The organism is Streptacidiphilus sp. MAP5-3 (assembly GCF_041262505.1).
In the GTDB taxonomy this organism is placed as follows: Bacteria; Actinomycetota; Actinomycetes; order Streptomycetales; family Streptomycetaceae; genus Streptacidiphilus.
In genome coordinates this window covers 1-19,153 of record NZ_JBGCCL010000026.1, presented here as the reverse complement: position 1 = coordinate 19,153, position 19,153 = coordinate 1, and the positions used below count along the sequence as shown (strand labels likewise).

11 protein-coding genes and 1 riboswitch are annotated in these 19,153 nt (G+C 73.3%); of the genes, 5 read left to right on the top strand and 6 right to left on the bottom strand.

Features of this window, described 5'->3' with window-relative positions:
• Window positions 1-2: 2 nt before the first annotated feature.
• From ABH928_RS28555 to ABH928_RS28530, 6 genes are all read right to left on the bottom strand, one after another.
• Window positions 3-2,111, bottom strand: coding sequence for a putative cobaltochelatase (locus ABH928_RS28555; protein ID WP_370071576.1), 2,109 nt, complete (start codon window positions 2,109-2,111; stop codon window positions 3-5).
• A gap of 44 nt (window positions 2,112-2,155) precedes the next feature.
• Window positions 2,156-5,827, bottom strand: a complete 3,672-nt coding sequence (cobN, locus tag ABH928_RS28550; protein WP_370071575.1) for a cobaltochelatase subunit CobN — start codon at window positions 5,825-5,827, stop codon at window positions 2,156-2,158.
• 119 nt (window positions 5,828-5,946) lie between these two features.
• Complete coding sequence (locus ABH928_RS28545; protein WP_370071500.1) at window positions 5,947-7,461, bottom strand: cobyric acid synthase; 1,515 nt, start codon at window positions 7,459-7,461, stop codon at window positions 5,947-5,949.
• Window positions 7,458-8,408: a cobalamin biosynthesis protein gene (locus ABH928_RS28540; RefSeq protein ID WP_370071499.1), complete on the bottom strand. Its 951-nt coding sequence runs from the start codon at window positions 8,406-8,408 to the stop codon at window positions 7,458-7,460. The genes ABH928_RS28545 and ABH928_RS28540 overlap by 4 nt, the downstream gene beginning before the upstream one ends.
• A 33-nt stretch (window positions 8,409-8,441) precedes the next feature.
• Window positions 8,442-8,635, bottom strand: a riboswitch (cobalamin riboswitch).
• 29 nt (window positions 8,636-8,664) lie between these two features.
• Window positions 8,665-8,820 (bottom strand): hypothetical protein, encoded by a 156-nt coding sequence (locus ABH928_RS28535; protein ID WP_370071498.1) that lies wholly within the window; start codon window positions 8,818-8,820, stop codon window positions 8,665-8,667.
• 147 nt (window positions 8,821-8,967) lie between these two features.
• Window positions 8,968-10,368: an NAD(P)/FAD-dependent oxidoreductase gene (locus ABH928_RS28530; protein ID WP_370071497.1), complete on the bottom strand. Its 1,401-nt coding sequence runs from the start codon at window positions 10,366-10,368 to the stop codon at window positions 8,968-8,970.
• Window positions 10,369-10,682: 314 nt separating this feature from the next.
• Here ABH928_RS28530 and ABH928_RS28525 point away from each other — a divergent pair, with 314 nt between their 5' ends.
• The 5 genes from ABH928_RS28525 to ABH928_RS28505 all read left to right on the top strand — a co-directional run bounded on the left by ABH928_RS28525 (window position 10,683) and on the right by ABH928_RS28505 (window position 19,013).
• Complete coding sequence (locus ABH928_RS28525) at window positions 10,683-11,801, top strand: alpha/beta hydrolase family protein (protein WP_370071496.1); 1,119 nt, start codon at window positions 10,683-10,685, stop codon at window positions 11,799-11,801.
• 320 nt (window positions 11,802-12,121) lie between these two features.
• Complete coding sequence (locus ABH928_RS28520) at window positions 12,122-13,525, top strand: hypothetical protein (RefSeq protein WP_370071495.1); 1,404 nt, start codon at window positions 12,122-12,124, stop codon at window positions 13,523-13,525.
• A 93-nt stretch (window positions 13,526-13,618) separates the two neighbouring features.
• Window positions 13,619-15,112 carry a glutamine synthetase gene (locus ABH928_RS28515; protein ID WP_370071494.1) on the top strand — a complete coding sequence of 498 codons (1,494 nt, stop codon included), beginning with the start codon at window positions 13,619-13,621 and terminating at the stop codon, window positions 15,110-15,112.
• Window positions 15,112-16,254: an amidohydrolase family protein gene (locus ABH928_RS28510; protein WP_370071493.1), complete on the top strand. Its 1,143-nt coding sequence runs from the start codon at window positions 15,112-15,114 to the stop codon at window positions 16,252-16,254. Before ABH928_RS28515 ends, ABH928_RS28510 begins: the two co-directional genes overlap by 1 nt.
• A 179-nt stretch (window positions 16,255-16,433) precedes the next feature.
• Entirely contained in the window at window positions 16,434-19,013 is a 2,580-nt protein-coding gene (locus ABH928_RS28505; RefSeq protein ID WP_370071492.1) for a glycosyl hydrolase, read from the top strand.
• Window positions 19,014-19,153 lie beyond the last annotated feature (140 nt).

Genomic DNA, 19,153 nt, shown 5'->3' with positions numbered 1-19,153 from the left:
GGTTACGCCGCCTCCCTCTGCTTGGAGTGCTGCTTCGAGTTCCGCTTCGAGTTCTGCATGGTCCCGACCATCGTCTTCACCAGCGAGGTCACCGTGTCCGCGCGCAGTTCGTCCAGCGCCACGGCCGGGCCCTGCAGGTGCTGCGCCAACTCGGCGGCCAGGCCGAGCCGGACCGGGCCGCTCTCGCAGTCCACCACGACGCTCGCCGTACCGGTCGCAGCCAGCAGTCCGGCGGCGCGCCGCGCGTCGTCCAGCGCCGAGCGCGAGCCGGTCGCCCGGCCGTCCGTCACCACGACGACCAGCGGACGCCGCATCGGGTCGCGCAGCCGCTCGACGCGCAGCGTCTCGTGCGCGCGCAGCAGTCCGGCGGCCAGCGGCGTCCGGCCGCCGGTCGGCAGCAGCTCCAGCCGGGCCGCACCCGCCTCCACCGACGAGGTCGGCGGCAGCACCAGATCGGCGTTCGAGCCCCGGAAGGAGATCATCCCGATCTTGTCCCGGCGCTGGTAGGCGTCCATCAGCAGCGACAGCACCGCGCCCTTGACCGCCGACATCCGCTGCCGGGCCGCCATCGAACCGGAGGCGTCGACGACGAAGAGGACGAGGTTGCCCTCGCGGCCCTCGCGGACCTGTTGCCGGAAGTCGTCCTTGCGCAGCACCAGCGCCCGTCCGTTGCGCCCGCGCGCCCGCTGGTGCGGTGCGGCGGCCTGGACGGTCGCGGCCAGGTGCAGCCGCTGGAGCGCGCCGGTGGGGCGCTGGGCGCGGATTGTGTGGCCGGCGTCGGTCTCCGCGCGGGAGCGGCGTCCCTGGACGCCCTCGCCGGTGCCGGGGACCTTGAACAGCCGCGTCTTGTACGGCTGGTCGGCCGCGACCGGAGCGGCTTCGCGTGGCGCGGGCGCGGAGGGGGACTGCTGCGGCTGGGCCTTGCCGGGCTCGCCCGCCCCGCCCGCCTCGCCGGCATCGCCCGTATCGTCGGACGTGGCCTCGGCCGGGGACTCGGGCGCGTTGGGCGCGTCCTGACCGCCGCCTCCGCCATCGCCCCCGCCTCCGCCGTTGTCGGGACCCGAGTCGTCCGGGCCGTCTCCGTCCGGGGTGCCGTCGGGGTCACCGTCCGGATCGCTCTCGGGCTCCTGCCCGGCGAACTGCTGGAGCGTCTCGTCCAACTTCTCGTCGTCCAGCCCTGGCGCATCGAACGGGTTGCGTCGACGCCGGTGCGGCAGCGCCAACTGCGCGGCGATGCGCACGTCTTCGGCCAGTACCTGGGTGCGTCCGGCCCAAGCGGCCAGCGCCACCGCCGTCCTGGCCATCACGATGTCGGCCCGCAGCCCGTCCACCTCGAACGCGGCGCAGACGGCGGTGATCTGACGCAGCGGCGCATCGCCGAGCACGACCTGCTGCAGCAGCTCCTGCGCCGCGGTGATCCGCTCGGCGAGCGCCCGCTCCTCGTCCTGCCAGCGGACGGCGAAGCCCTCCGGGTCGGCGTCGTAGGCGAGGCGACGCCGGACCACCTCGGCGCGCTGCTCCGGCTCGCGGGTCGCGGCGATCTCGACGGTGAGGCCGAAGCGGTCGAGCAGCTGCGGACGCAGCTCGCCCTCCTCCGGGTTCATCGTGCCGACCAGCAGGAACCGCGCCGCGTGCCGGACCGAGACGCCCTCGCGCTCGACGTAGGAGCGGCCCATGGCCGCCGCGTCGAGCAGCAGGTCGACCAGGTGGTCGTGGAGCAGGTTGACCTCGTCGATGTAGAGCACGCCGCGGTGCGCCGCCGCCAACAGGCCCGGCTCGTAGGCCTTCACGCCCTCGGCCAGGGCCCGCTCCAGGTCCAGCGAGCCGACGATCCGGTCCTCGCTGACGCCGACCGGCAGCTCGACCAGCGAGGTGGGGCGCTCGGCGACGGCAGCCGCCTCGACGACGTGCGGGCCGTCCGGGCACTGCGCGTCCGGGGACGCCGGGTCGCAGGCGAAGCGGCAGCCGGAGACCACGTGCAGCGCGGGCAGCAGCCCGGCCAGCGCGCGGACCATGGTCGACTTGGCGGTGCCTTTCTCGCCGCGCACCAGCACGCCGCCGACCTGCGGCGATACCGCGTTCAGAAGCAGCGCGAGCCGCAGGTCGTCCATGCCGACCACGGCGGTGAACGGATACCGGGAATCCTGACGGACAGTCACTCCGCGTCCCCTTCCAGGTCGCCTTCGAGCTCGAGGTAGGTGGCGCGCAGCCGGTCCAGGGTCGACTGGTCGGGTTCGGCCCAGAGCTTGCGGTCCGCCGCCTCCAGCAGCCGCTCGGTGATGCCGCGCAGCGCCCAGGGGTTGGACGTGCGCATGAACTCCTGGTTGGTCGGATCGAAGACGTACTCCGACGCCAACTTCTCGTACATCCAGTCGTCGACCACGCCCGCCGTGGCGTCGTAGCCGAAGAGGTAGTCGACGGTCGCGGCCATCTCGAAGGCGCCCTTGTAGCCGTGGCGGCGCATCGCCGCCATCCAGCGCGGGTTGACCACGCGGGCGCGGAAGACGCGGTGCGTCTCCTCGCCCAGGGTGCGGGTCTTGACCTGGCTGGGCGTGGCGCTGTCGCCGACGTAGGCGGCGGGGGACTCGCCGGTCAGGTGGCGGACCATGGCCACCATGCCGCCGTGGTACTGGAAGTAGTCGTCCGCGTCGACCAGGTCGTGCTCGCGGGTGTCGACGTTCTTGGCCGCCACCGAGATCCGGCGGAAGGCCTGCTCCATGTCCCCGCGCGCGGCCCGGCCGTCCAGGCCGCGTCCGTAGGCGTAGCCGCCCCAGACCGCGTAGACCTCGGCCAGGTCGGCGTCGGAGCGCCAGTTGCGGGCGTCGATCAGCGGCAGCAGGCCCGCGCCGTACGCGCCGGGCTTGGAACCGAAGATGCGTGCGCTGGCCCGGCGCCGGTCGCCGTGCTCGCTCGCGTCCTCGTCGACGTGGGCGCGCACGTAGTTGGACTCGGCGGGCTCGTCCAGCTCGGCGACGGCCCGCACCGCGTCGTCCAACAGGCCGACGACGTGCGGGAATGCGTCGCGGAAGAAGCCGGAGATGCGCACGGTCACGTCGATGCGCGGACGGCCCAGCTCCGCGAGCGGCACGACCTCGAAGCCGGTGACCCGGCGCGAGGCGTCGTCCCAGACCGGACGGCAGCCCAGCAGCGCGAGGATCTCGGCGATGTCGTCGCCCTGCGTGCGCATGCAGGACGTGCCCCAGACCGTCAGGCCGACGGACTTGGGGTAGGCGCCGGTGTCCTCCAGATAGCGCGCGACCAGCGAGTCGGCCAGCGCCTGGCCGACCTCCCAACTCAGCCGGGAGGGAATGGCCTTGGGGTCGACCGAGTAGAAGTTGCGGCCGGTCGGCAGCACGTTGACCAGCCCGCGCGTCGGCGAGCCGGACGGTCCGGCGGGCACGTAGCCGCCGCGCAGCGCGCGCAGGATGTGGTCCAACTCGTCCGTGGTGCGCGCCAGTCGGGGCACGACCTCCTCGGCGGCGAACTCCAGCACGGCGACGGCGGTGTCCAGCGGCCCGCCCAGCACATCGAGGACCAGGCCCGGAGCAGTGTCCACGGCCCAGTCCCGCGCCTCCATGCCCTCGGCCAGCCGACGGCAGAGCTGCTCCAGCAGGTCCAGCGCGTCCGAGCCGGTGCGCGCCGGGCCGTCGACGAGCGCGCGCAGCTTTTCGGAGACGTGCACGGCAGCGCCCGGCTCGGCGAGCAACTCCTTCTCCACCAGCCCGAAGTGCGAGGCGAGCGCTGCCCGTAGGCCGGGCAGGGCGTCGGCGCGCCCGCCCCAGATCTGGGCCGAACGCAGCACCGCCAGCACGAGGTTGACCCGCGCCTCGCCCACCGGGCCGCCGCCCAGGATGTGCAGGCCGTCGCGGATCTGCACGTCCTTGATCTCGCACAGGTAGCCGTCGATGTGCATGACGAACCCGTCGAACGCCTCGTCGTCCGGCTGCTCGTCGACATGCAGGTCGTGGTGGAGCTCGGCGGCCTTGACCAGCGTCCAGATCTGCGCCCGCACGGCCGGAGCCTTGGCCGGGTCCAGATCGCTGACCAGTGCGTACTCGTCGAGCAGCTGCTCCAGCTTGGCCAGGTCGCCGTAGGTGTCGGCGCGCGCCATCGGCGGGACCAGGTGGTCGACGATGGTGGCGTGCCCGCGGCGCTTGGCCTGGGTGCCCTCGCCGGGGTCGTTGACGATGAACGGGTAGATCAGCGGCAGTTCACCCAGCACCGCGTCCGGCGCACAACCACGCGACAGGCCAAGGCCCTTGCCCGGCAGCCACTCCATCGTCCCGTGCTTGCCCAGGTGGACGACGGCGTCGGCGCCGAACCCGCCCGACGATGTCGCAGTCTCCAACCACCGGTAGGCGGCCAGGTAGTGGTGGGACGGCGGCATGTCCGGGTCGTGGTAGATCGCGATCGGGTTCTCGCCGAAGCCGCGCGGCGGCTGGATCATCAGCACCACGTTGCCGAAGGCCAGTGACGCCAGCACGATCTCGTCGCCGTCGACGTAGAGCTGACCGGGAGCCTCGCCCCAGTGCTCCAGCACGCCCTCGCGCAGCTCGTCGTCCAGCGCGTCGAACCACTGCTGGTAGTCCTTCAGCTGCACGCGGGCGGGCGCGGCGCGCAGCTGTTCCTCGGTCAGCCACTCGACGTCGTGGCCACCGGCGGCGATCAGCGAGTGGATCAGCTCGTCGCCGCCCGCCGGGTAGCCGTCGACGCCGTAGCCGGCGGCGCGCAGCGCGTCCAGCAGCCGCACGGCCGAGGCCGGAGTGTCCAGGCCGACCGCGTTGCCGACACGCGAGTGCTTGGTCGGATAGGCGGTGAAGACGATCGCCAACTTCTTCTCGGCGTTGGGCTTGTGGCGCAGCGCCGCATGCCGCAGCGCGATCCCGGCGACCCGCCCGGCGCGCTCCTCGTCCGCGGCGTAGACGGGGATGCCGTCGGCGCCGGTCTCCTTGAAGGAGAACGGGACGGAGATGAGCCGGCCGTCGAACTCGGGGATGGCCACCTGCATCGCCGCGTCCATCGGCGAGAGCGCCGCGTCGGACTCGTCCCAGACGGCGTGGGAGGTGGTCAGGCAGAGGCCCTGGATCACCGGGATGTCCAGCTCGGCGAGCTGCCCGATGTCCCAACTCTCCTCACCGTCACCGCCCGCCGAGGCGTCTGCGGCGACGGTCCCACCGGCGGCGAGCACGGTGGCGACCAGCGCGTCGCACTGCCCGAGCAGCGCGAACAGCCCGGCGTCGGCGCCACGCAGCGAACCGCAGTACACCGGAAGCGCGTTGCCGCCCTTGGCCTCGATCTGCGCGCAGAGCGTGTCCACGAACGCGGTGTTGCCCGAGAGTTCGTGCGCCCGGTAGAAGAGCACGCCCACCGTCGGGCGGCCGTCCCGCAGTTCGCCCGCCTCGATTGACGCAGCCCCCCGAACGCCGAACTGCGGCATGGCCTGCGGGGCCGAGAAGCCCTCGCCGGTCAGCAGCACCGTGTCGGAGAGGAAGCGCGCCAGCTCGGCCAGGTTGGCCATGCCGCCCTCGACCAGGTAGCGCAGCGCCTCCGCGACCACGCCCGCCGGGGCGGACGACATGCCCATCAGCTCCGCGTCCGGCACGGCCTCGCCGCCGAGCAGCACCGTCGGCAGTCCGGACGCGGCGATGGCCGCCAGCCCGTCCTCCCAGGCGCGCCGCCCGCCGAGCAGCCGGACCACCACGACGTCCGCGTCGGCCAGCAGTGCGGGGAGTTCGGTCGCGACGTCGGTCCGGGTCGGGTTGCCGATCAGGTAGCGCGCGCCGGAGGCGCGGGCGGCGAGCAGGTCGGTGTCGGCGGTGGAGAGCAGCAGGACCGTGGCTCCGTCCGCATCCTGGCCCCCGCTCTCGTGCTCCGTCGGGGCCTGCTGGTCCTGGTCCACCCGGTCAACTCCCTTGCTTGTCGAGCTTGTTGGTGAAGAGTTCTTGGTCACGTCGGCGCCCCCGGCGGCACGAACGGCAGCCCGCCCGGCGCCCCGTCCTCGATCAGCCGCCACAGCGCGTCGGTGTCGGCATGACGCTCGATCAGATCCCCGAGCCGGTCCAGCCGTTCCTCGCGTGCGGCGGCGAAGCCGGTGTCCGGGGCGGGCACGAACGCACGCCCGCTGGCGGCAGCGACCTCGCGCAGGAACGCCCGCCGGAACCCGTCGTTCTCCAGCGCGCCGTGCCAGGTGGTTCCCCAGACCGACCCCGCCCGGTACCCGTCCAGCCACGGCTCGCCGCCGCCAGCGGCGGTGCTGGAGACGGTGGCGACGCCGTGGTGGATCTCGTAGCCGTGCACCGTCTCGCCGTAGGCCTCGCCCACCGGGCGCGCCAGCGTCTTCTCGACCGCGAAGCGGATGTCCACCGGCAGCAGTCCGAGGCCCGCGACCTTGCCCGCCTTCGACTCGACCTCGTCCGTGATCGTCCGCGCCAGCATCTGGTACCCGCCGCAGACGCCGAGCACCGGCAGCCCGCGCGCCGCCCGCTCGGCGACGGCCCGGTCCAGCCCCCGCTCGCGCAGCCACGCCAGGTCGGCGACCGTGGCCCGGGTGCCGGGCAGCACCACCAGGTCGGCGTCGGCGAGCTCCTCCCGGCGCGTGGCCCAGCGGACCAGCACACCGGGCTCCTGTGCCAGCGCGTCGATGTCGGTGAAGTTCGACAGCCGCGGCAACTGCACCACCGACACCCGCAGCACGTCCGCGCCGACCGGCCCGCCCGCGTCGCCGCGCGCCATCACGCCGGCCAGGTCCAGCGAGTCCTCGGCGTCCAGCCACAGCCCCGACAGCATCGGCAGCACGCCCAGGGACGGACGGTGCGTCACCCGGTGCAGCATGTCCAGTCCGGGCTGCAGCAGGCGCGCGTCGCCGCGGAACTTGTTGACCAGCCAGCCCGCGATGTGCGCCTGGTCCTCGGCGGAGAGCAGCGCCAGCGTCCCGAACATGGACGCGAAGACGCCGCCCCGGTCGATGTCGCCGACCACCACCACCGGCAGGTCGGCGGCGACGGCCAGGCCCATGTTGGCGATGTCCCCGGCCCGCAGGTTGATCTCGGCGGGGGAGCCGGCGCCCTCGCAGATCACCACGTCGTAGCGGTCGCGCAGGTCGGCGAGGCAGTCCAGGGCGATCCGCAGCAGCGCGGGCTTGCGCTCGCGGTAGTCCAGCGCGCCGACCTCGGCGACCGGCTTGCCCAGTACCACGACCTGGCTGCGCCCGTCGCCACCCGGCTTGAGCAGCACCGGGTTCATCGCCGCCTCGGGCGTGGCGCCCGCGGCTGTCGCCTGCATCGCCTGGGCCCGGCCGATCTCCGCGCCGTCAAGGGTCACGAAGGAGTTGAGCGACATGTTCTGCGCCTTGAACGGCGCGACCTTGACGCCCTGTCGCTTGAGCCAGCGACAGATACCCGCCGTGACGACGCTCTTGCCCGCATCGGAGGTGGTCCCGGCGACCAGCAGTGCCCCGCTCACTTCTTTGCCCCCCTCAGCTTGGTCCCCCTCAGCAGGGCGACCGTCACGGTGGTCGCCAGCGCCAGCGCGCCCACCCGGCGTGAAAGCCGACAGGCGCGCTCCACGTCCGCGACCGCGACCGGCCGCAACTCCGCACCCAGAACCGGTCGGTGCTCGACCCGCTCCCCGTAGCGGAGCGTGCCCCCGAGCCGCACTCCCAACGCGCCCGCGAAGGCAGCCTCCGCATGACCGGCGTTCGGGCTCGGGTGCGCGCCCGCGTCACGCCTCCAGACGCGCCACGCGCGCCCCCGGTCCTCGCTCGCCGCGACGGTCAGCAGCGCCGTCAGCCGGGCACCCGGCCACCCGGCCACGTCGTCCAGCCGCGCCGACGCCCAGCCGAACCGCAGCAGCCGCGGCGAGCGGTGACCCACCATCGCGTCCAGCGTGTTGACGGCCCGGAACGCCAGCAGCCCCGGCGCGCCCACGAGGGCGCCCCAGATCAGCGCGTTGACGACGGCGTCGGCGGTGTTCTCGCCGACGGACTCGACGACCGCGCGGGCGATCTCCTGCGCGTCCAGCTGACGCGGGTCACGCCCGCACAGGTGCGGCAGACGTTCGCGCGCCGCCTCGATGTCCCCGCGCTCCAGCGCGGACGCGATCCCGCGCGCCTCGCGGACGAGTGACGCGCCCCCGAGAACCGCCCAGGCGGACGCGGCGGCGAGGGCCGCCTGAGCGGGGCGCGAGCGCCGCAGCGTGCGCTCCGTCACCAGCGCGCCCCCGGCGACGGAACCGACCGCGGCGAGCGTGAAGACTGCTCCCGAGCCGCGATGGTCCTTGTAGAGACGCCGCTCCAGCGCGGCGGCGAAACGCCCGAACCCGGCTACCGGATGACCACGTCGGGGGTCGCCGAACACGGCGTCGGCGGCATAGCCCACCACGGCCCCGTACGCGAACGCGCTGCTGCGCACCGCTGCGTGTCCTCACTCAGGGTCCGCGCCCTGGATCGACGATCCGAAGGCGAGAGTCTCCTGGCTTCCGGATCGACGCACCTACGGGCCTTCCAGCGGCGATGAGCCGCCGTGGCCGTCGTTCGCAGGTGCTCCCCGGTGACAGTGGCGGGACCGCGCCGGATTTGCACCGGCTTCCTCTCCTTGCCTCCGATTGGCGTAAGGATCCCACCATGTCGCCGGACGCAGCGTCAACCGACCGGGTCGGTGTCGCGGATCACGGACGTTGCTGCTTGAGCAGTTCGACGGACTTCTGCACCACCTGGTCGGCGGGGCTCGTGGGCGGGCTGAGGACGTGATCCTCGAACCAGGAAAGGCCAAGGATGACTATCAGTCCCAGCGGGGCGACAAGCAGGCACAGGAAGACAGACATGGGCACCCCAAGGTGTCGAATGCTGCAGGCCCGGACGGACCCCGATCCGTCCCTCCAACAGCGTCCGTCACCCTGGCGGAATCCGCACGTCGGGTATTGCTTGAGGCTTTGTTCCCGCAGGTGGTGCGACTACGTTCAGTGCCGTTTCTAGTGCCGCCCGGAAATCACGTCCGCGACCTTCGCGACGGGGGAGGTCCCCGCGCGCCCGCCGCGTTCCTGTCGGTCGGCGAAGTGGTACGCCGCGTACAGCCCGTGCACCCCGATCCACCGGAACGGTTCCGGCTCCCACCGGCGGACCGTGTGGTCCACCCACGGCAGGTCCGTCAGGTCCGTCGCCTCGCCGCGCACCAGGTCGCGCAGCGTCCGCGCGGCGAGGTTCGTCGTGGTGACGCCGCTGCCGACGTAGCCTCCGGCCCAGCCCAGGCCGGACGCCTGGTCGACGGCGACCGTGGAGCACCAGTCGCGCGGCACGCCCAGCACGCCCGACCAGGCGTGGTCGACCGCGACACCCCGCGCTGCGGGGAAGAAGCCGGTCAGGATCTCGGTCAGCTGGTCGATCGTCTTCGCCGCCGTCGAGCCGTCGTTGTCCGTGCGAGAGCCGAAGCGGTAGGGGACGCCGCGTCCGCCGAGCGCGATCCGGTCGTCCGCCGTCCGCTGCGCGTACATGTACGCGTGCGCGAAGTCGCCCAGCGTCTCGCGGCCGTCCCAGCCGACGGAGTCCCAGAAGGAGGCGGGCAGCGGTGCGGTGACGATCATGGAGGAGTTCATCGGCAGCCAGGTGCGCTTCTCGCCGCGCAGGTTGGCGGTGAAGCCCTCCGTGCAGCGCAGCACGTACCGGGCCGAGACGGTGCCCTGGTCGGTGACGGCGCGCGCGGGGGCCGTGCCGACGGCGGGCAGGATCTCGGTGACCGTCGTGCCCTCGTAGATCCTGACGCCCAGTCGCTCCGCCGCCTCGGCAAGGCCCCGGACCAGCTTGGCCGGTTGGATCCGCGCGCCGTGCGGGGTCCAACTGCCGCCCAGGACACCGGAGACCGCGATCCGGGACGAGGCCTCGGCGGCCGTCAGCCGCTCCACCTCGGTCTCGCCGTACGCGTGCTCGCCCGCGACGAACGCGTCCAGCCGCCCGACCTGCGCGGGCGTGTAGGCGACCTCCAGGACCCCGCCCTTGACCTGGTCGGCGTCGATCCGCTCGGCGTCGCAGACGCGCAGCACCTCGTCGACGCTCTCGTTCATCGCCTGCTGCATCGCCATGGCGCGCGGCTTGCCGTAGTGCTTGGCGAAGACGCCGCGCCCGGCGAAGCCGTTGTACAGCCAGCCGCCGTTGCGGCCGGACGCGCCGTAGCCGCAGAAGCGCTGCTCCAGCACGGCGACGCGCAGCGAGGGGTCCGCCTGCTTGAGGTAGTAGGCCGTCCACAGCCCCGTGTAGCCCCCGCCGACGACGGCCACGTCGACCTCCGTCGAACCGTCCAGCGGCCGTCGCGGGTCGGGGAGGCCGATGGCCGAGTACCAGAAGGAGACACCGCCGTTGGCGGTGGCGGAGGTGCCCACGGGAGACCTGCTTCCTTGAGGAGGTGCGGAGCGGGTGCCTCGGTGCGGAGCGCCGGGCTCCGCCGGTTCGGGCACGCTATCCAGGGCCGGGAGCAGCGGCAATGCACACAGTGTCAAGGTCCTGCGCGGGTTTCCGGACAAACCGTCGAGGGTGCGGTCACCCGCGTCCCGTGTTCCCGTCCGGCCGCGCTCCGGTGGCGCGGGCGCCCAGCGGGTACTGGGATGGAGAGAACGTCGGCACGATCCGGTGCGGCAGCGGTTCCGGTGCGGCAGCACGTGCCGGTACGGCGGCAGCGGGGAGCAGGGGTAGCGACATGCATTGGGGCAAGGCAGCCGCTGTGGCCACCGTCTCCGCCGTCGGCGTGGGCGCGGTCGCCCTGGCGGTCGGACGGGTGGTCTCCGAGCTCTCGGTGCGCTCCAGCGGCGCGGCGCCCGCCTCGACGGGGGGGCTGCGCGTCCACTCCGTCGCGCCGGGCATGATCGAGCTGACCCGGACCCCGGAGACCGAGCGGCACGGCCGCTGGGCGCTGGAGTGGGGCACGGACGGCCATGTGGTGATCGGTCCGGTCCTCTCCACCACCGCGCAGACAGTGATCCGCCAGGTCCTGCCGGGCGGCTCCGTGCTGCCGGAGGAGGGCGAGACCGTCGTCCTGACACCGTGGGTGCTGCGCGGCGACCCCAAGCAGGCGCTGGGCATGGACTTCTCCGACACCCACGTCAGCGGCGAGCTCGGCCCGATGCCGGCCTGGTACCTGCCCGGACTGCGCGACCCGTGGGTGATCGCGATCCACGGCGACGGCGCGGACCGGGGACAGGTGCTGCCGCTGCTGCCGGTGTTCGAACACTTCAAGATGCCGGTGCTGGCCATCAGTTACCGCAACGACCCGGGCGCACCGGCGTCCCCGGACGGCATGGGCCATTTCGGCGAGACGGAGTGGCGCGACGTCGAGGCGGCGATCCGCCTGGCGGTCGACTCGGGCGCGAGCCGGGTCCTGCTCTACGGGTGGGGCATCGGCGCGACGATGGCCCTGCAGGCGGCGGAGCGGTCCGCGTGGCGGGACATCGTGCGCGGGCTCGTGCTGGACTCGCCGGTGCTGGACTGGCGCGAGGCGGCGCGACGCCGCGCCACCCGTCGCGGCGTCCCCCAGCCCCTCGCGGAGCTCGGCATGCGCGCGGCGGAGGGCCGCAGCGGCGTCGACACGGCGGCGTTCGACCGCCTGGCGGAGGGCGACGGCCTGACCGCGCCGGCGCTGCTGCTCCACAGCCCGGACGACACGGTGGCCCCGATCGCACCGGTACGGCGGCTTGCGGAGCGGAGGGACGATCTCGTCCTGTACCGGGAGTTTCCGGGCACCGAGCACGAGGCGTTGTGGAACGCGGATCCCCACGGGTACGAGGATCTGCTGAGGCGGTTCCTGACGCCCCTCCTTTAACGGTTGCCGAGAGGACGGTTGCACTTTGCCCAGGGGCGCGGGGAACTGCGCGAGTAACCCACCCTGTGCGGATGGCCCTGCGCTTTGAGGACCATCTGCACGCCGGTGGCTTGTCGCGCAGTTCCCCGCGCCCCTGGTTGTGCACCTACCCGTGGAGCGAAAAATGTCCCCGTATCGACCCGGAGTAAAAGCCTCGCAACGCCCAACCTCCGCCGTTGTAGGCGCAAATCGTGCGCCACTCGCGCACCTCGTCGCACTCCTGACCTGCGCCACGCCTGAGGATGTGACAAGTTGCCGTGCGACGGGGAAGACTGCACGGCGTGACGTCCCGGAATCCGCGCGACCGTGATGCCCGCGTAGCGAGACTGCCCCGACCCGCCGGTCAGGTGCGCCGCACGCCCCCCTCCTACCAGTCTGCCCCGGCGCGCCTCGCGCCCCTCGCCCGGCGCCTGCTCGCGGACGCAGTCCGCATCGCGCACTGGGCGGGCGAGTTGCCGGCCGTGGACCGCCGGGGGGACCTCCTGCCCGGCGACGCCGAGGCCGCCGCGAAGTCGCTCGCGCTGACGCTGGACCAGGCCGTCGCGGCCTGGGAACGGGCGCGGCTGACCGGCCTGATCGAGCTGCGCGGCAGCGGCGCGGGGCCGGGCTGGCGACTGCACGCCTGGGAGCACGACGACGAGGCCGTCCTGCGCGGCTGGACCGCGCTCTTCGACGCCTGGACGCTGCTGGTCTCCGTGCCCGACCGGGCGCTGACCCAGCTCGCGGGGCAGGCGGTCGACCACGCCCCGCAACTGCTCTCGTTCCTGCACCTGGTGGCCGGTCCGGTCGACGAGGCGGAGCTGCTGGAGCTGCTGCGTCGCGGCATGGAGGAGCAGTGGCATGCGGGCCTGCACCCGACCGTCGCCTCACCCGTGCCGCACGCCGCTCTGGCCGTCTCGGCGATCCGCGCCGACGCACGCGACGCGGAGGCGCGTGCCGGCGCAGCGCTGCCGCCGACGCCGGGGGAGATCGCCGCGGTGCTGCGCTGGATGCTGGAGGGCTTCGCGGCCGTGGGCGCGCTGGTGCGCAGACCCGAGGACAGCGTCGAGCTGACCCCGCTGGGCCACTGGGCCGTGCGGGCCAAGCTGGAGGAGATCTGCACGGTGGCGCAGACCGCCGCCGGGCACATCGAGCAGTCGGCCTACGAGCTGCTGGCCGCCTGTGCCGGGTACACGCCCGGCCCCGCGCGCGCCGAGTACCGGGCCTGGCTGGCGGCCCGTCAGGTCGACCGCGCCGTGACCGACCTGCTCGACGTCGCGCGCGGCGAGGACGCGCTGCTGCGCGGTCTGGCCTTCGAGGCGCTGCGCGTCGCCGGACATCCGGCCGAGCCCGCCGTCCGGCACGCCTGCGACGAGCCGATGCTGCGGCCCTACGCGCTGCTGTGGCTGGCCGAGCAGAGCGACGAGGGCGTGCTGCCCGCCGACGTGCTGGACCAGCAGGACGCCGCCTGGCTCTGGGTGGACACGGGGGCGGCGGTGCTGGAGCACGGTGACACCGGGATGCTGGTCCGCCACGTCCAGGGCGCCGCCGACGGCGACCCGGGACGGCTCTTCGCGCTGGCCCGCCAGGTCGGTCACCCGCGTGCCGGGCATGTCCTGGCGGCGGTGGCGTCGGCGCACCCCGATCCTGGAGTCGCGCGGGCCGCGCGGCGCAGCGCGTTCAGCGTGCACGACGGCGGGGCCTGAGCAGACGCCGCCTGACGACGACGGCTCGACGACCCTGGTTCCAGGACGGCTCGACAACGGTTCGACGTGGGTGCGACGACGGGAGGCCGGCAGGTGGCGGAGCGGGACGAGGCCCGGGCGCAGGCGCGGTTGACCGCCGCGCGGCTCAGCGCCGAGGAGGTCGACGCGGTCGCGCTGACCTGGGTGGACAACGCGGGGATCGCCCGGGTCAAGGGCATCCCGCTGAGCCGCCTCCCCGACGCGGCCGTGCACGGGATCGGGATGTCGCCGGTCTTCGACGTCTTCCTGGTCGACGACGCGATCACGACCAGCCGTCATATCGGCGGCCCCGACGGCGATCTGCGACTCTTCCCGGACCTCGACCGCGCCGTCAGGCTCGCCGGGCAGCCCGGTTGGGCCTTCGTGCCGGTGGACCGGTACGCGCAGGACGGGACGCCGCATCCGGCCTGCCAGCGGCAGTTCGCCGCCGCGATGGCGGCGCGGGGGGCCGAGTTCGGGATCACCTTCCGCGCCGCGTTCGAGACCGAGTGGATCGTCCAGCGGCAGGCGGCTCCGGGCGAGCCGCCGACCTACCCCACCGACGGCCCCGCGTACGGGCTGCACCGGCTGACCGACCTGTCCGACTACCTGCGCGACGTGCTGTTGGCCCTGGAAGCCCAGGGTTTGACGGTGCAGCAGATTCACCCGGAGTACGCGCCAGGGCAGTTCGAGGTCTCCATCGCCGCCGCCGACCCGGTCGCGGCGGCGGACGACGCGGTGCTGGTCCGGGCGACGATCCGGGCCGTCTCGGCGCGGCACGGGCTGCGGGCCTCGTTCGCACCGGCCTTCGAGGCGGGCGGCGTCGGCAACGGCGGCCACCTGCACCTCAGCGCCTGGCAGGACGGGCACAACCTGATGGCCGACCCCGTCGCCCGTGAGTCGTTCCTGGGCGGGATCCTCGACGAGCTGCCCGCCCTGCTGGCGCTCGGCGCGCCCAGCGTGGCCAGCTACCTGCGGCTGGTGCCGTCGCACTGGGCGGGTGTGTACCGCTGCTGGGGCGTGGAGAACCGCGAGGCCGCCCTTCGCGTCGTCGAGGCGCCGCACCTGCTGCCCCGTCCGCCGAGGCCCGCCACGCGGGCCTACCCGCCCGTCCCCGGGCTGCTGCGGCAGGACACGGATGCCGAGGAGGCGACGCAGGCGCTGCTGCGCGACCTGGACGAGAGCGAGCGCCGCCGCTACGCCGAGCAGGCCGCGGCGGAGTCGGGCGCTCCGGCCAATGTCGAGGTCAAGTGCTTCGACCAGTCCGCCAACCCGTACCTCGCGGTCGGCGGCGTGATCGCGGCGGGCCTGGCCGGGATGGACACGGGCGCCAAGCTGCCGGAACCGGCCCAGGGCGACCCGGCGCTGCTGCCGCCGGACCGCCGGCCGCCTCGACTGCCGACCGACCTGGGGGAGTCGCTCGCGGCCTTCCGGGTCTCGACGGTGCTCCACGAGGCGCTCGGTGAGGTGCTCTTCGAGGCCGTCGCCGCCGTTCGTGCCGCCGAGCAGGAGGCTTACGGGGCCCGGCCGCCCGAGGATGTCATCGCCGCGACCCGCTGGCGCTACTGATGCCGGCGGGCGAGGGGGAGTCGGCGCTCTGGGACATCGGCGGGCTGGTGGACCAGCACTGCCACTCCGTCGTCGCCTCGGAGTTGGGCGACGCGGCGTTCGCCTCGCTGCTGACCGAGTCGGACCAGCCGCCCGCCGATCCGCACGCCGTCTGGGACAGTTCGCTCGGGCTGGCCGTCCGCCGTTGGTGCGCACCGGAGTTGGACCTGCCCGCGTTCGCGCCCGTGGCGGCCTATCTGGAGCGCCGCCGCGAGCTCGGCGCGGCCGAGGTCACCCGGCGGATGCTGCGCCGCTCGGGCTTCGACGTCTGCCTGGTCGACACCGGCCTGACCGAGGCGGCGGGCGTCCCGCTGCTCTCGCCCGACGAGTTCGGCGGTCTGGCCGGCGCGGACGTGCACGAGATCGTCCGGATCGAGCGCGTCGCCGAGCACGTGGCCCCGGGACTGACCGCCGACGGCTGGGCGGAGGGTGTCGGAGCCGCGCTGCACCGGGCCGCCCGGCATGCGGTCGGCCTCAAGTCCGTTGTCGCCTACCGTTACGGGCTCGACCTCGATCCCGCACGACCGTCGCCGGCCGAGACGCGGCGTGCGGCGGGGGAGTATCTGGCCTCCGGGGGCGGCCGGTTGACGCATCCGGTGCTGTTGCGCCACCTGCTCTGGACGGCGCTCCAGTTGGGCCTTCCGCTCCAACTCCACACCGGCTTCGGCGATCCCGACCTCACCCTGCACCGGTCCGACCCGTCCCTGCTGACGGATTTCGTCCGGGCGGCCCAACCGCTGGGCACCCCGCTGGTGCTGCTGCACTGCTGGCCCTACCACCGCCAGGCGGCCTGGCTGGCGCAGTCGTTCCCGCACGTCTACTGCGACGTCGGTCTGACGCTCACCCACACCGGCGCTGCCGGCGCACGTCAGGTACTGGCGGAGACGCTCGAACTCGCACCGTTCCGGAAGGTGTTGTTCTCCACCGACGGTTACGGCCTGCCGGAGCTGCACCGCGCGGGTGCGGCTGCCTTTCGCCACGCGCTCGGCTCCTGGTTGGCAGAGGCCGTGCCCGGCAACGCCGTTGAAGCGGCCAGGATTGCCTCGCTGATCGGCAGCGAGAACGCGGGGCAGCTCTACGGCCTTGCCACCTGCACGATGTGACGGTACGTGAGAATGCGATCACTGAGCGAGAAGTGATGCCATAACGGTTCCGTAAATTCGTGTGCCATGGCACTAGCTGCCACCCCTCCCCGTGTGGTCAAGTCGCACGCGGCCTGGAACCGACAGGCCCTGCCCAGCTCCATCACCCGGTGCACACCCACAGTCTCGGGGAGGACTTGTTGACGACCCCGCACCGCACCAGCCGTCGCTTCACACTGATAACCCTGGCCGCGGTCGGCGGCCTGATGGCCGCAACTCCGGCCATCGCCATGCCGGTCCACCACAACCACCCGCAGAGCGGCGGCGTGCACGCCATGGTCGGCGGTGGTGACGGCGGAGACGACGAGTCGGACGACATATCCAACGGCGCCCAACAGGCGGCCGACGAGGTCAACGCTCCCGGCATCGTCGCCCCCGGCGCGTACGGCGCGGCCTGGACCGCTCTGCAGAACATGCCGCGTACGGGCGGCAATTGGCGCCAGGCCACCATGCTCCCGTACAACTCGGACGACTCGCGCTACCGCGACCAGGACTCCAACTCCACGGCCGGTATGGGCCAGGTGACCGGCCGCATGACCGCGATGGCCGCCGACAGCAACGGCGACGTCTACGCGGGCTCGGCGGGCGGCGGCGTCTGGCGGTCCACGCAGGCCGGCGGCAACTGGACGCCGATCAGCGACGGGCTCTCCGCGCAGGCCACCGGCGCGCTGGCGCTGGACGGCCGGGGCCGCCTCTGGCTCGGCACCGGCGAGGCCAACACCAACGCCGACGCCTACCTCGGCTCCGGCGTCTACCTGTTGGCCGACCCGCGGCACGGCCAGTTCACCTCGCGCGACCGGGTCGGCGGCGACGAACTCCAGTCGACCGCGATCCACGAGCTGCGCATCAGCGGCGACACCATCTACGCCGCCACCTCCGAGGGCCTCTGGTCGCACTCGGTCACGCACCTGGGCGGGCCCTGGAAGCTGGAGTTCGCTCCGAGCCCCGACTACCTGCCCGGCCACTCGCTGGCCAACGACCCGAACGCGGCCTACAAGAACATCGTCAACGACATCGCGTTCGACCCGGCCGACCCGAGCCGGGTGGTCGTCGCCGCGGGCTGGCGCTCCGGCGACACCTACAACGGCTACTACACCAAGGTCAACGGCAGTTGGCAGCTGCTCACCTCGATGGGCGCGCTGCCGACCGACCCGGGCGACATCGGCACGGTCACCTTCGCGCCCTCCGCGGACCACCAGCGCTACTACGCCCTGGTCCAGTCCCCGAACTCGCTCAACGCGGGCGGCGGCCTGGGCGGCATCTACGTCTCCAAGAACGGCTCGCCGTTCGGCCCGTGGACGCAGGTCGCCACGGCGGCCTCGCTGGGGGCCTCCGGCTCGGTGCTCACCAACGTCGGTGGCCAGTCCTGGTACGACGAGTCGCTGATCGTGGACCCGAACAACCACGACCACGTCTACGCCGGTCTGGAGGAGGTCTTCGAGACCACCGACGGCGGCACCACGTGGACCACGCCCGGCCCGTACTGGAACTTCCCGCTCGCCTGCTGGAGCCTCGACCCCAGCGAGCAGAGCGGCACCTGCCCGCAGACCACCCACCCGGACCAGCACGCCCTGGCCATCGGCAGCTACAAGGGCCAGACCTACGTCTACGCGGGCAACGACGGTGGCGCCTACCGCCGTCCGCTCGACGGCCAGGCCAACTCGCTGGGCCACGCCACCGACTGGGTCTCGCTCAACGACGGCACGATCGACACCCTCCAGTACTACTCGGTGGGCGTCGGCGCCGACCCGAACGGCAAGGGCACCGTCGTCACCGGCGGCATGCAGGACAACGGCCAGTCGATCCTCCGGGGTTACGGTTCCAAGGCCGTCGACACGGTGATGGGCTCCAACTTCGGCGGCGACGGCGGCATGTCGCTGGTCGACCCGAAGAACGGCTGCAACGAGGCCCAGGAGTACGTCTACCTGGAGATCAACGTCACCCAGGACTGCGCGGTCAACAGCGGTCTGGTGGCGCCGACCACGTACAACGTGGCCCCGCCGGACAACGCGACGTCCAACGCCCGCTTCATCGCGCCGTTCACCTCCGACCTGCAGAACCCGAACCTGTGGGTGGCGGGCGGCGAGAACGTCTGGGTGCAGTCGCAGGGCTTCGCGATCCGCTCCTCCAGCGCGTGGACGAGCGCGTACGACCTGGGCGCGGGACGCGTGGCGACGGCGGTCGCCTCCTCCGGCGGCAAGATCTACGCGGCGTGGTGCGGCCCGTGCAACCCGCAGGGCTTCCAGCGCGGCGTGGCCGTCGGCAACGCGGACGGCACGGGCTGGCAGCAGCTCACGCTCCCGGCGGGCGTACCGGACCGCTACCTCAGCGACGTGGTCGTGGACCCGAAGGACAGCAGCCACGTCTATCTGACGGTCAGTGGGTTCTCGCGCAACTGGAACGAGGGCCCCGGAGCGGGCATCGGCCACGTCTTCGAGAGCCACGACTCGGGCGCGACCTGGTCCGACATCTCGGCGAACCTGCCGGACATCCCGGCGGACTCGCTGTCGCTGACGCCTCAGGGCGGCCTGCTGCTGGGCACGGACCTCGGCGCGATGTACCGCGCCCCGGGCCACAGCCACTGGGCCGCGATCGGCGAGCTGCCCGCAGTGGCGGTGGACCAGATCCTCGTCGGCCCGGACGGCAACGTGTACGCGGCGACGCACGGGCGCGGCATCTACACCATGCCGCTCCGTGAACTCGCCGGCGGTCGGGACTAGGCACTTCGTGCCCCAAGGGGCGCGGGGGGGGGGGGGGGGGGGGGGGGGGGGGGGCGCCCCCCCCCCCCCGGGGGCGGGCCCCCCCCCCCCCCCCGCCCCGCGGCACCCGGGGGGCGGGCGGCCGGGGGCGCGGCCGGCAA